This window comes from Streptomyces sp. Wb2n-11 (assembly GCF_001049855.1).
Classification (GTDB): domain Bacteria; phylum Actinomycetota; class Actinomycetes; order Streptomycetales; family Streptomycetaceae; genus Streptomyces; species Streptomyces altiplanensis.
On the sequence record NZ_CVPB01000001.1, the window covers coordinates 7,464,916 to 7,477,620 of the forward strand.

The 12,705-nt window shown below is 69.8% G+C and carries 9 protein-coding genes and 2 pseudogenes; 8 read left to right on the plus strand and 3 right to left on the minus strand.

Features of this window, described 5'->3' with window-relative positions; genetic code table 11:
* Window positions 1-251 precede the first annotated feature (251 nt).
* Window positions 252-4,178, plus strand: a complete 3,927-nt coding sequence (locus tag BN1555_RS34010; RefSeq protein WP_093802985.1) for an nSTAND1 domain-containing NTPase — start codon at window positions 252-254, stop codon at window positions 4,176-4,178.
* Window positions 4,179-4,224: 46 nt separating this feature from the next.
* On the opposite strand, the gene BN1555_RS34015 is transcribed toward BN1555_RS34010, so the two are convergent.
* Window positions 4,225-5,127 carry a hypothetical protein gene (locus BN1555_RS34015; RefSeq protein WP_093802986.1) on the minus strand — a complete coding sequence of 301 codons (903 nt, stop codon included), beginning with the start codon at window positions 5,125-5,127 and terminating at the stop codon, window positions 4,225-4,227.
* 571 nt (window positions 5,128-5,698) lie between these two features.
* On the opposite strand from BN1555_RS34015, the gene BN1555_RS34025 reads away from it, so the two are divergent.
* From BN1555_RS34025 to BN1555_RS34035, 4 genes are all read left to right on the plus strand, one after another.
* Complete coding sequence (locus BN1555_RS34025) at window positions 5,699-6,058, plus strand: hypothetical protein (RefSeq protein WP_093803853.1); 360 nt, start codon at window positions 5,699-5,701, stop codon at window positions 6,056-6,058.
* A gap of 110 nt (window positions 6,059-6,168) precedes the next feature.
* On the plus strand, window positions 6,169-6,306 hold the full coding sequence (locus BN1555_RS39340) for a hypothetical protein (protein ID WP_176710234.1): 138 nt from the start codon (window positions 6,169-6,171) through the stop codon (window positions 6,304-6,306).
* Between the two features lie 151 nt (window positions 6,307-6,457).
* The gene (locus BN1555_RS40990; RefSeq protein WP_255306323.1) at window positions 6,458-6,982 is read left to right on the plus strand and encodes a hypothetical protein; all 525 of its coding nucleotides are present in this window, start codon (window positions 6,458-6,460) and stop codon (window positions 6,980-6,982) included.
* A 341-nt stretch (window positions 6,983-7,323) separates the two neighbouring features.
* Window positions 7,324-8,673, plus strand: a complete 1,350-nt coding sequence (locus tag BN1555_RS34035; RefSeq protein WP_093802988.1) for an endonuclease domain-containing protein — start codon at window positions 7,324-7,326, stop codon at window positions 8,671-8,673.
* Between the two features lie 276 nt (window positions 8,674-8,949).
* Here BN1555_RS34035 and BN1555_RS34040 read toward each other — a convergent pair whose 3' ends face one another.
* Entirely contained in the window at window positions 8,950-9,519 is a 570-nt protein-coding gene (locus tag BN1555_RS34040; RefSeq protein WP_176710235.1) for a pentapeptide repeat-containing protein, read from the minus strand.
* A gap of 92 nt (window positions 9,520-9,611) precedes the next feature.
* Window positions 9,612-10,379, minus strand: a complete 768-nt coding sequence (locus tag BN1555_RS34045; protein WP_093796984.1) for a transposase — start codon at window positions 10,377-10,379, stop codon at window positions 9,612-9,614.
* A gap of 573 nt (window positions 10,380-10,952) precedes the next feature.
* On the opposite strand from BN1555_RS34045, the pseudogene BN1555_RS34050 reads away from it, so the two are divergent.
* From BN1555_RS34050 to BN1555_RS34060, 3 genes and pseudogenes are all read left to right on the plus strand, one after another.
* Window positions 10,953-11,153: pseudogene (locus tag BN1555_RS34050) on the plus strand (integrase core domain-containing protein); the annotation flags it as partial.
* A 119-nt stretch (window positions 11,154-11,272) separates the two neighbouring features.
* Window positions 11,273-11,894: pseudogene (locus BN1555_RS34055) on the plus strand (transposase); the annotation flags it as partial.
* Between the two features lie 439 nt (window positions 11,895-12,333).
* Window positions 12,334-12,699 (plus strand): peptidase inhibitor family I36 protein, encoded by a 366-nt coding sequence (locus BN1555_RS34060; protein ID WP_093802992.1) that lies wholly within the window; start codon window positions 12,334-12,336, stop codon window positions 12,697-12,699.
* Window positions 12,700-12,705 lie beyond the last annotated feature (6 nt).

Consider the following 12,705-nt stretch of genomic DNA (forward strand, 5'->3'; position numbering starts at 1 on the left):
ATGTCCCTCGGGTCATTCGACCGCCGTACGCCGTTGTTCCGCAGGCCCTCTTCCGGCTCTGAACAACTCGGAGGCGCGAACCGAACGAACCGGTCGGGAGGAATCGTGCAGATCGAGTGAACGCCCCTACCACGCCTGCCCACACGCCGGAAGTCCGGTTGCGGCCACCCCCGCCACTGCCTACCTTGGGCGATCGGACGGGCGCGCTGGGTGATGGCCTGGTGGCGGTTGGGGTGACGAGGGGCGGACACGTGTCGGGACAACCAGGACCGGGGCGCACCGAAGGTGAGCTGGACCCGGACGCCGGACCGGCGCCGCGGTTCGCCGCCGCGCTGCGCGCGCTGCGCGAGTCTGCGGGGAAGCCTACGTACCGGGCGATGGCTCAGCGGACGCGATACGGGGTGACCACCTTGTCGCAGGCGGCGGCCGGGAAGCAGCTGCCCACCCGCGCGGTGGCGCTCGCCTACGTGAAGGCGTGCGGTGGTGACGTGATCGCGTGGGAGCGGCGTTGGCACGAGGCGTCGGCCGAGCTGACCGCCGAGGTTGTCGCCGCCGGGACCTCCCGGCCGCCGTACCGCGGCCTGACCCGGTTCGAACCGGGCGACGCCGAACTGTTCTTCGGCCGCGACCGGCTCGTGGAGCGGCTGACCGAGCTGAACCGCAAGCACCGCTTCACCGCCGTCTTCGGCCCCTCCGGCAGCGGCAAGTCCTCGCTGTTGCGCGCCGGTCTGATTCCCCGGCTGCGTGCTCCGTGCGGCGGCGGGGGAGGTGGGGGCCGTGACGCCGCTCCCGCGGCCGTACGGATTTTCACGCCCGGCGCGGACCCGCTGCGCACGTATGCCGACCGGCTCATACCCGTACCCGGCACCGACGCCGACACCTGGCTGATCGTCGACCAGTTCGAGGAGCTGTACACCCTCGGCGCCGACCCGGCCGACAGGGACGCTTTCATCGACCACCTCGTCGCCGCCACCGACGCCGGCAGTCGTCTGCGCGTCATCATCGCGGTGCGGGCCGACTTCCTCGGCCGCTGCGCCGAACACCCGGGCCTCACCACCGCGTTGCAGGACGCCACGCTGCTCGCCGGGCCGATGAGCCGCGCGGAGCTGCGGGAGGCCATTGTCCGCCCGGCCGCCGCGGACGGCCTGATCGTCGAACGCTCCCTGACCGACCGCCTCCTGGACGAGGTCGAGGGAGCTCCGGGCGGACTGCCGATGATGTCGCACGTCCTGCTGGAGACCTGGCGCCACCGCAGCGGCCGCGTCCTGACCGAGGCCGGGTACGAGGCGGCCGGCGGGCTGCAGGGCGCCGTCGTCCGTACGGCCGAGCAGCTGTACGGCGAACTCACCGCGCCTCAGGCCGAACTGGCCCGCCGCATCCTGCTCCGCCTCATCACCCCCGGACGGGGGTCCCCCCTGTTCGAACAGAGTCGGGAGCTCGGGGGAGGCACACCCGACACGCGTCGCCCCACCGAGCACGCGGAGCTCGACTTCGGAAGCCCTGCCGACACCCGAGCGGTACTGGAGCGCCTGGTCCGCGCCCGCCTCATCACCTTCGACAACGGCACCGTCGACCTCGCCCACGAAGCCCTCATCACCGCCTGGCCTCGCCTGCGCGCATGGATAGATACCGAACGCGACCGGCTGCGGGTCCACCGCTCGCTCTCCGAGGCGGCCCGTATCTGGCAGGTACTCGGCCGGGAGAACGCCGCGCTCTACGCGGGCTCGCGGCTGGACGCCGCCCGCGACGCCTTCCCGCAGGGCGCCGCCCAGTGGCCCGGCATCGCACAGAAAGATTCCGAGGGCCACCCAAGCGACGCACTCACCTCGCTGGAGCGTCAGTTCCTCACCGCCTCGCTCCGGCGCCGGCGCCGCGCCGCGCGACTGCGCCGTACGGTCGTGGCCGTCCTCGCCGTGCTCGGGCTGCTCGCCACCGGCACCGCCGTCGTAGCCCTCCAGGCACGCGCCACCGCGCAGGCCGAACGGGACGACGCCGTCTTCGGCCGTCTCATTGCCGAGGCCGATGGTGTCCGCGACACCCACGCGGGGCTGGCTGCCCGGCTCGACGTCGCCGCGCACCGCATGCGCTCCACACCGGATCTGCGGACCCGGTTGACCTCGGACGCGGGCCGGGCGCTGGGCACCCGGTTGTCAGGGCACCGCGGCCTGGGCAGATCAGTGGTGTACGCGCCCGACGGCCGCACCCTCGCCAGCGGCAGCCACGACGGCACGGTCCGGCTGTGGGACACCGTCGCGCGACCGGGGCCGGCGGACGGGCCCGAGGACATGGGGAGGCCGCTGGGCGAACCGCTGCGCTTCCGTACGGGACTGGTTGACGTGGTCGCCTTCGCGCCGACGGACGGCGACCTGCTGGTGGCCGCCGGGAAAGGCGGCGCCATCCAGCTGTGGGACGTACGCGACCGGGCGCGGCCCCGCGCCGTCGGCCGGCCGCTGGTGAGCCACGACGAGAAGAACGTCGTCTCCGTCGCGTTCGCCCCCGACGACCGGACGCTGGCCACCGCCGGAGACGACGGGACCGTACGGCTGTGGGACCTGAGCGATCCGGCACACCCCGCGCCGCTCGGCGAGCCCGCCGAGGCCGACGGCTCCGAGACAGGCAGCGTCCGTGCCGTCGCGTTCGCCCCGGGCGGGGACACTCTGGCCACGGCCGGCTTCGACGGGACCGTACGGATGTGGCGGTTCAGCGAGGACGACGGGATCGCGCCACTCGGCAAGCCGCTGCGCGCACACACCGCCTCCGCCTGGACGCTGGCCTTCTCCCCGGACGGCCGGACGCTGGCCACGGCCGGCTTCGACGAGACCGTACGGCTGTGGGACGCGTCCGACCCGAGCCGCCTCCAGCCGCTGGGCGAACCGCTCACCGAGCACACCGCGCCCGTCATGTCGGTGGCCTTCAGCCCCGACGGCCGTACCCTGGCGACCGCGGGCCAGGACGACTCCCCGATCCTGTGGAACGTGGCCAATCCCGCATACCCGCAGCAGCTCGGGGAGCCGCTGACCGGCCACACGGAGGCTGTGTGGGGGGTGGCCTTCAGCCGTGACGGCCGGGCCCTCGCCAGCACCGGCGCCGACCGCAGCGTCCGCCTCTGGCACCGGCCGCCGACCGTCCTCACCGACTTCACCAACCCCCTGACCGCCGTCGCCTACAGTCCCGACGGCCGCCTGCTCGCCGCCGCCAGTACCGACGACGCGCTGATCCGCCTGTGGGACGTGGACGAGCCGGGCCGCCCGCGCCGGATGCCGCGGACGCTCACCGGTCACGAGGACGATGTGCTGGCCGTCGCGTTCGCCCCGGACGGCCGTACGGTGGCCAGCGGCTCGAAGGACGGCACCGTACGGCTGTGGGACGTCTCCGTGCCCGAACGTCCCACCCCGCTCGGCGAACCGCACGACGCGCCCGACGGCGCCACCCTCGCCGTCGCGTTCGCCCCGGACGGCCGCACGCTGGCCACTGGTGGACGCGACGGCACGGCGCGGCTGTGGGATGTGCGCCGGCCGGACCGCGTACGGCCGCTCGGCGAACCGCTGCGCGGCCACGGGCACGCCGTCACCTCCGTGGCCTTCGCACGGGACGGCCGCACTCTGGCCACCGGCAGCGAGGACGGTGCGGCGCGGCTGTGGCACGTGGGCGACGGGGCGCGGGCACGGCCCGCGGGTCGTGCCCTCACCGGGCACGACCGGACGGTCAACGCGGTGGCCTTCGCCCCGGACGGGAAGACGCTGGCGACCGGCAGCGGTGACCGTACGGTCCGCCTGTGGGACGTACGACGGACGGACCGCGCACGTCCGGTGGGAGAGGAACTGGCCGGGCACCGCGGGCCGGTCCTGTCCGTGGCCTTCGCCCCGGACGGGAAGACGCTGGCGACCGGCAGCGGCGACAGCACGGTCCGCCTGTGGGACGTGGCCGACCCGGCCCGTGCCGAGCCCGTCGGCCGGGAACTCACCGGCCACCTCGAAACCGTTACCTCCGTCGCGTTCAGCCCGAAGGGCGACGCCCTCGCTTCCGGCAGCTACGACCTGACGGCCCGGGTGTGGACCCTGGACGCGGACCGCGCGGCGGACTACGTCTGCGACCGCACCGGCGGCGTCCTCACCCGCGCCGAATGGGAGGAGCACCTACCGCAACTCGGTTACCGGGAGGTGTGCGAGGCGCGCTGACGACGGACAGACAGGCAGACAGACGGGCGGCCGGCCGGGACGGCGCTCAGGGAGTGGTGAACTCCAGCACGGCACCGTCCTCGTGCTGCGCGATGACGATCACGGCGAGGTCGTCACCGAACTCGGCCACGCTGCCCGGGCTGCCGAGCTGTATTACGGTGCTCGGCGTCTGGAAGGTGACGGATTCGTTCGCTGCGGTGACGTGCACGGTCTGCCCGTTCGCCGTGATGCTCACCGGCGAGGTCACCAGGACCTCGCACGCGCCGTCCACGCAGGCGCCGGTGTTCTTGCCGTCTGCCGCCTTCGGCAGCGGACCGGAGGATCCGGGCGCGGGCGAGGCCGTCTCCTTGGGGGGCTTCCAGCCCGGGGCACACCGCTCCGCGCGCTTGTGCGCGGCCGCGAGCTGGGAATCGTTCTTCGTCAGCGCCGACAGGTCCGGCTTCGGCGGGGTGAGGGACTGCACGAGCTTGTCGACGTCCGCGGCACTGCCCTCGGCGTCGTCGAAGGCTGCGGACGGGGACACCTTGCCGAGTTCGTGCGCGACATCCTTCAACTTCTTCAGCCAGGCGTCGAGCAGCCGGTCGGTGGCGGAAACGCCTGACGGGCCCAGGTCCTTCAGGTCGCGCTCCACATCCTCCACCGACAGCGGTGTCCGGGAGATGTAGCCGACGGCGAGGGGTTCGGCGGACGAGCCGATCTCGTCCGGGTTCCGGATCTCCTTCAAGACCGCCGCGCTCTTCACCCGGAGGTTCTTGAGCGCGGTCGTCGACTCGCACATGTCACCGATCCACTCCACCAGTTTCTTGGACGGCGGCGGTGCCGGCATCGGCTCTACCGCCCCCTTGTCCGACGGGCCGGACTTGTCGTCCGCTCCGGCCCCGCAGCCACCGACGGCCAGTACCAGCCCGGCGGTTACCACGGCGACGCTCCTTCTCTTGCTCTTGAACATCCGATGGCCTCTCTCCGAACTGTGACACCGTCTGCACGGGCCGGACGTCGGCGCCGTGGGCCCAGTTCAGCGCGGCACGGATTGTTCGGCCCCCCGGCCCACAGCAGTGAACAGCACCCGATGGCTGAAAAGAGCACTCAGCGGAACCAGGCGGCCTCCGAGGTGGGCGCACTCGAACGCGGAGGCGGCCTGCCGACGAGCACGGTGTGGCGGCCCTGCAGCAAGCGCGGCGAACTCCAGCTTTCATGCTTCCCCAGCCGCCGTTCCTCATCCGCGTTCACCCGTGCCTCGCGCCTTGTCTCCGACCACGCGATGTCCCCCTTCTTTTCTTTGCGGCCGAGCGCGATCGGCCACACACGCTCGTAGCGTTCATCGGCGAGCCCAAGGGCCGCTTCGGCGGTGTCGACCTCACCGACCGTGACCGCAAGACCGCCCCCTCCACGTACTGCGCGGCGAGGAACTGCGCGGTCGCCCCCTCGGCCCCAGACAGTGGTGAACGCTGTGCAGTCAGCCGACGCAGCCGCTCGAGGGGGGCCATGTGAAGTACGCGCGCCAGGAGACGATCCGGCCGGTGACCACGACAGGGCGACGGGTGGCGGTCACGGCCGCTCTCGCCGCGGCCAGTGCTCTGGGGCCGGCGACCGCGCCACCGGCGAGCGCCGGGGTCAAGTCCACGTGCGGTACCTGCATCTGCGTGGCCACCACCTATCAGGGGTGCGACTATGTCCAGGACATCACGGTCACGACCCGGGACGGCCTCCCGGGGGCGCTGCGCGCCTTCGTGGGGGACTACCGGGCGAGCAAGGCCGGTGCGTCGCGGTGGCGGTTCGTCGCCAATCGGGAGATCAGGGCGTACCCGCGGTTGGCGGTCCGCGGAGGGCTGGACCGCAGCGGCAGGGTCATCGAGAACCACTGTGTACTGATCCCCTGACGTCGGGAGTTAGCTCAACGGGCCGTCAGTAAAGCCCGCGGTTCCGGACGTTCGCCACCGCTTCGTGCACCGGCCCCAGGATCGCCCAGGGAACGGGGTCCGCAACGGGTGTGGCGCAGCAGCGCGCCTGCGGCCCGGTGCGCCCGGTCACCGACGTCGACCAGTCGGCGTTCGCGGTCCGGCTCGCCACCACCGAAGCCGTCGGCGCCCTCGCCGTGTTCCTCGTGACCTGTCGCAGCAAAGGCTGAGCGCAGAACCGCGCGAGACAGGACGGGGCGGAACCGTGTGACGTCCTCTACCGTCCTGGGCGTCTGCCGGGCGCTTGCCAGCACCACCCCGTCTCCGGCGCAGCCGCGAGTTGTTCAGGGGGATGGAGCAGGTTACTGAACAACCAGGCAGGTGCTGGAATCGGTGCAGCGGGGCGCGGCCGGCCAGCTCGGATCCGAGCACACAGGGCGCCTGGGCTCCGACGGCGCAGGAACTCCCCGCCGTACCGTTTCCGACCGACCGAAGGGCGATGACGTGAACCGTATCCACCGACTGACAGCCGCCACCCCGGCGACCACCGCCGGTAAGCGCCGACGGGCCGCAACGACTACCGTGGCGCTGACCATGGCGGGCACACTCGGGTTCGGCGCGATGACGCCGGTGGCGTCTGCCGCCAACGGGCCCTGTTATGACGGGCGGTGCAAGACCACCGTGTCGGCGCCCAAGACCATCAAGGTCGACAGCCGCAAGTTCGGGTTCGGTAAATTGAAAATCACGAGCATCAGCTCCCGATCCGTGAAGATGTCGGCCGCCGACGGGCGCCTCGGCGGCAGCACCAGCCCGGGCGGTACCGTCAAGTTCAACAACCTGAAGATCTGGGTGAAGTCGGTCTCCGGCAACAAGGCCAAGCTTCAACTGTTCCCCACGCGGTACTGAGCCTGTCGTTGAACCCCGGCGCGTTTGTCCCGCGCCGGGGTTCGCCGTTCCCTGGATGGCAGGCATGGTCGGCTGGCCGGTTCGTCGTGGAGCACCGCCAGCACGCTCTTGCGGCGCTGGCCCGAGGACCGCCACCCACCGTCCGGGCCCTTGCCCGCCGACTGCTCGTCGATGAGGGAAGCGTCCCTCGGGGCCTTCGGGCCCCAACACGTTGACGCCCCAAACAGGCTGTGGACGGCCTCTGGACGGGAAGGCGGCGGGACTGCAGCAGTCCCTTCTGCTCCAGCAGTGGGTGGATCACCGGCTATCAGTATGTCGGTGCTGGCCGTTAGCCTGTCGGCATGTCTGAGCGTGTCATCCCGGGTCGTGCGGGCGGCCTGATCACTCTGGGTGCCGCGGATGCTCTGTGGGCCGACTTGACGGCCGACAGCGCTGTGCCGACGGCTTCTGGGCCGTTCTCCTGTCTTTCGGCCACTGGCCGGGTGGAGTACGTCTTGCTCGGCGGTCGTGTGGTGGCGACGGTGAGGGAAAGCGGCGGCCAGTGGAGTGTTTCGGAGACCGAGGTGCGCCGGGCGGCAGCGGAACTGAACGCGGTCGAGATGGATGGCCAGGACCTGGTCCGCATCGGTCCATTCCGTGACGTGCCGCAGGAGGAGTACGGCGAGAACACGCCGTTGCGATGGCGCCGGCGCATCGTCCGGGAACTGCAGGAGCCGGGCGGCCTTGAGCGGGCGGCACGACGTGGGAGCGGCCGGCTGCACCATGTGGCGGGGGTCGACTGGCGGCGGCTGCTCGTGGAGCAGAGCCGCGACCGCACGGAGCGGACGTGGTGGCTGCCACGCGCCGTGGTCAGGCTGCTGGATGTGGCCGAGCACACCGAAACGCAGTGGCTGCAAACCGCCCGGGCCGGCCAGGCAAGCGCAGCCGCCCCCGAGCTGCCCTCCCGCCTCTGGCAGCTCCGGGCCACCGACAGCCGACATGCGAGTCCCGACGGCCCCACCGCCCCCCTGCGTCTGTACAACGGGGAACTGAAAGGCCAGCTGTACTCAGTACTCAGCAGGAAACCCGGGATCTCCCGCAAGGTGGCTGGGTGGGTTTGCGCCGTCTGCCGCACCGCACCGGCCGCCGTACTCGACCACTGCCACGAACACGGCTACGTCCGTGCCCCCCTCTGCCACTCCTGCAACACACAAGAACGACCCGACCACCTGTACAGCAACGACATCCGCGTGGCCAACCACTACACACGCCTTTTCAACACCCACACCGCCGACTGGCTCCGCCACTGGCACCGCTGCCCCGGCTGCCGCACCCGCACCACCCTGCCACTGCCACACCTCGCCGCATGGACCGCCCACATAGCCTGCCGGCCACTGCGCCCCACCCACCGCGACCCTCGCGGCTCCCGCGGGCGCAAACCCTGCGGTGTGCTGCGCGTGTCCTGGACGGGAAGCCAGAACGCGCCCCGCTCCTGCCTGCTCACAGTCGCCGTCGACTTCTGTCCCTCCGGCGAGCACCGTGTCCTGGCGCAAGTCCCCTACCGTGAAGCCGCCGAGCGGTTTGGCACCTGGCTGGCCGAGACCGCCCCCGCAGTGGCCGCCGCGGCAGGCCCCGACCGCCTGGACGGCCTCCCCACCCAGTCCCGGCCAGTCATCGCGGACACCGACGGTGAGGGCCTGGCGCTGTTCTGAGCAAACAGCGGAAGACCCGACACCAACATCAACCCGTACTCGCCCGACCCCACCGACAAGGGGTAGGCCCGCTGGACCATGGGCTGGAAGACCCTATTGAACGTCTTCGACGTCACCTTCGACGACCGTCTGTCGGCAGCCCGCCAGTAACCCAACTACTCGAGTTACACACTCGTTTGTCAGATCCGCCTTCCGCGGGAGAAGTCGCCTGGCGGAGATGGTGCTCGACGCGGCCTCGCGGGTCATGCCGGAGGCCGCTGCGGCCAGTCCGAGGCTTTACGCGGGGCAATGGCCATCAGGCCAGACCGTCGCGCCGTCGGTGCGGACACCCTCCAGGTCAGCCTCGTCTAGGCGAGCGTCCGACAGGTTGGCTCCCCGTAAGTCAGCCCCTCGCAGTACCGCCTCCCGTAAGTCGGCGCCTTGCAGGTGAGCTCCGCGCAGGTCGGCATCCGCCATCCGGGCTCGCTCAAGACGGGCGTGCCGCAAGTCGGCGTTCACTAGCTGGCTACGTTCCAGATTGACGTTCACCATCCAGGCCCGAGTGAAGTTGGTGTATCGCAGATTGGCGTCCGCCAGCCGCGCTCTGGGCAGATGCGCCCGGCGGAGATCTACTCGTGACAGGTACAGCGCCTGCTCGTCAGAGCTAGCCGGCCGTCGTCCCAGCACCTGCAGGGCGGTCTGTACGTCGGAAGCGCGACTGGTCAACCAGGGCAGCTGATCGTCCAGGGTGGGTGTGGGATGCTCCGGCCCGTTCGGGGCACCCACGTGCCAAGGAGCGTGTTCCCGGATGAACGCCCCCAGGATGTAGGTGACGGTCGGCCGGTCGGCCGGGGAGTTCTTGGCCACACGCTCCAAGGCGTAGATGCCTCCTAAGGGTTGTCCCGTAAATGATCTTCGAGTCGTCTTGGGTAGGGCTGGTCGCTGTGCGGTCCGTTGGCCTACCCGGCGAGAGCGAGGTTGTGCAGGCGGGCGATGCCGAGCATGGCGTGGTGGACTCCGTCGCCTTTGAGGCGGCAGTCGCGGAGGATCTTCCAGGTCTTCATGCGGGCGAAGACGTGCTCGACGCGGGCGCGGACCTGCTTGTGGGACTTGTTGTGCGCCTGCTTCCACTCCGGTAGTTCTTCGCCTTTGCGCCGGCGGTGTGGCATGACGAGTCCGGTGCCGGGGTAGCCACCGTCGGCGATCGTGAGGGTCTTGCCGACGGCTGCCTTGGCGCCGGATTCCTCCCAGGCTTTGCAGTCGTTGCGGTTTCCGGCAAGCGGTCTTCCCACCGCGACGACCAGGCGGGTGTCGGCGTCGATGACGACCTGATGGTTGGTGGAGTACCGGTAGTTCTTCGACTGCGCGGCGATGGCGTGGTCCCGGGTCGGGACCAGGGTGCCGTCCACGATCAGCACGGTGTCCTTGGCGAACCGCTTGCGGGGCTGGAGCGCGAGCATCGGCCCGAGGTGGTCGATGATGCGGTCGGCCGCCGACTTGGAGACCCCGAACAGCGGGGCGAGCTGGCGCATGGTCAGGTTGGTGCGCCAGTACGCCGCGACCAGCAGGGCCCGGTCCTCCAGCGGAAGGCTCCACGGCCGGCCCTTGCGGACCGCATCCGCACCCTCGCGTCGCAGCACGGTCACCAGCTTCCCGAAACAGCGCGGGCTCAGCCCGGTGAACGGGGCTATCCAAGACGGCTCCGACGCCGTGATCACACCAGCCACACCAAGATCATCTCACCCGTGACCAGCAGTTACGGGACAGGCCTTAGCCGAACGTCAAGCGTGTCACTACCCAGGTGATCGATTGCCCGCGTGAAGCGTTCCGTTATCTGGCCCTCCCGGGCGAGGCGGAGTTGCTGCCAGCCAGCCGCTGCACCAGCCACGACCACCAAGCCGCCCAGGGCTTGCAGTAGTTGGCTGCGGAAGTCGTTCTGGACCTTGGACTGCGCTTGTCGCAGTTCCACCCGCTTCTCTCGACTGGCCACCTGATCCAGCTCGTGCGACGTAAGTGGCGGATAGATCAGGCGAGGGAGCCAGACGACCACAGCAAGAACCAGGAGAGCGGCGGCTCCGCACAGCACGCCAAGCAGTTTTGGATGTAACCGCACCGATGCCACGTTTCCCCCCGCCGTCCCGGCCGACTGGCCACATCCCATCGTGCCCACCGACGCGACCTGCCACCCACCAGTCGGTGACTGCGTTCGGTGGCAGGTACGGACCTGGGGCTGTTACGAGCAAGCGTGAAGAGCCAATCTGAGGTGGCCCCCGGAGTGTGGACACAGGGGGACTGCTGAACAGACCAACGGCAAGGTCGAACGCCTGAACCGAACCCTGCTCGACGAATGGGCCTACGCCCGCCCCTACAGCAGCGACCAGGAACGACGCGACGCCTTTCCACAATGGCTCCACACCTACGATCACCACCGCGGACACACCGCGCTCGCAGGCCAACCACCCGCCAGCCGCGTCTCCAACCTCTCAGGGCAATACACCTAGCCTCGCGCTTTCATGGGGACGCTGTCCGAGGCTTGATCGAATAAGCGGAGATGCTCCTGACCTGTAACGATGGGACTTGTCTAGGGTCCTGTCAGCTGCACGGAAGAAGCACTCTCCAGGTGAAAAAGATTATCGGGTCCTGCCCGCGGGTCCGCATCGAGGGCGGCGGCCGGGCGGTGGTCTCCCAGGCCGGGAGCGTGCTGCTGGTCGAGACCGTCCGCAAGGCCCGCCTGGACACCGCGATATCCGCAGCGCTGATGCCGTGGCGCAAGCCGCGGGCCGTCCATGACCCGGGCAAGGTCCTCCTGGACGTCGCCCTGGCTGTGGCCTTGGGCGGGGACTGCCTCGCGGATGTCGGCATGCTGCGGGCCGAGCCGGCTGTGTTCGGGCCGCCTCGGACCCGACGGTCTCCCGTTTCATAGACACCCTCGCCGCCTGCGGCGAGAAGGCCGTGGGTCTCGACGGGGTGCCGGTGATCGCGCACTCCGAGAAGGAGGACGCCGCACCCACGTGGAAGCGGACCTACGGCCACCACCCACGTCACCGCCACTCGGCTGGCCCTGGCGCAGTTGCCGAAGGAGTACCGGCGCGGGCGCCTCCGCCGGCGGCACCCACACCTTCCTCGCCGGACTCACACAGCGCAGGAGGTGGCTGTCCTACACCGCCGGCATGACCGCCACCGAGCAGGCCCACAGCCACGTGCTGAAGGTTCCGGCCTCCGCCTGGACGCCGACCGTTGAGCGTCCAAGGGGCGGATATTCGATCCCTCGCTTGCGCAATTGAAAGGCCGTGCGAAGTCCGTCGGCGATAATGCGACACCGCGCACCGAATTGGCCTGAATTCGCTGGTGTTGCGTAAGCGTGAACCGGGGCATTTCGCACGTCGGCGTTTACTGGCAGGTCGTCCGGTGGTCCGCTCCGAGGGTCAGGCGAAGAGCGGCCACGGGGTGAAGTCTTGCAGGGTCGGTTAGTTGCTACGGTCCCTTTGTGTCGTGCTGTCTGAAACTGGGCGTTGTTGAAATGCTCCGCAACGTGATTCCATCCGATCTTGCAAACATCTGGGGGGGAAGTTTCTGCCGGTACGGACGAGGCGTTCGTGCTGCGTAACGCGGCTTGCCTGACGGCGTGATCCCGAGGTGCCTGTGTACGTGCAATGTCGGGAATCACGAGAAGGAGAGCACGTGAAAATCAAGAAGGCTATCGCTTCCGTCATGCTCGTCGGCTCCGCCCTGATGGTCACGCCCATGGCCAACGCGGCGATAAGCGACTGCAACAACGACAACATGTGCATGTGGGGCAACAGCGACTACCAGTGGATGATCGGCGAGCGGGCTCACTGCAGCGGCACGCTCGTCAATCTGAGCGGCGGCAGGGACAACGCGATGGACTCGTGGTCCAACGAGTCGGGCACCCACTCGGGCTGCATGTACGGCGCCTTTAACGGCACTGGCGACAGGCAGGGCATGGCTCCGGAAGCCAATGACAACAACGTCTCGCCGCTGAACAGCGACGAGGTCAGCTCGTGGCGAACCAGGTACGGCTGCTAAACCGCT

Bases quoted from the DNA above. Each gene is read 5' to 3' on its own strand.
- BN1555_RS34015 (WP_093802986.1), bottom strand. From the start codon at position 5,127: ATGTTCAAGAGCAAGAGAAGGAGCGTCGCCGTGGTAACCGCCGGGCTG.
- BN1555_RS34035 (WP_093802988.1), top strand. From the start codon at position 7,324: ATGTCTGAGCGTGTCATCCCGGGTCGTGCGGGCGGCCTGATCACTCTG.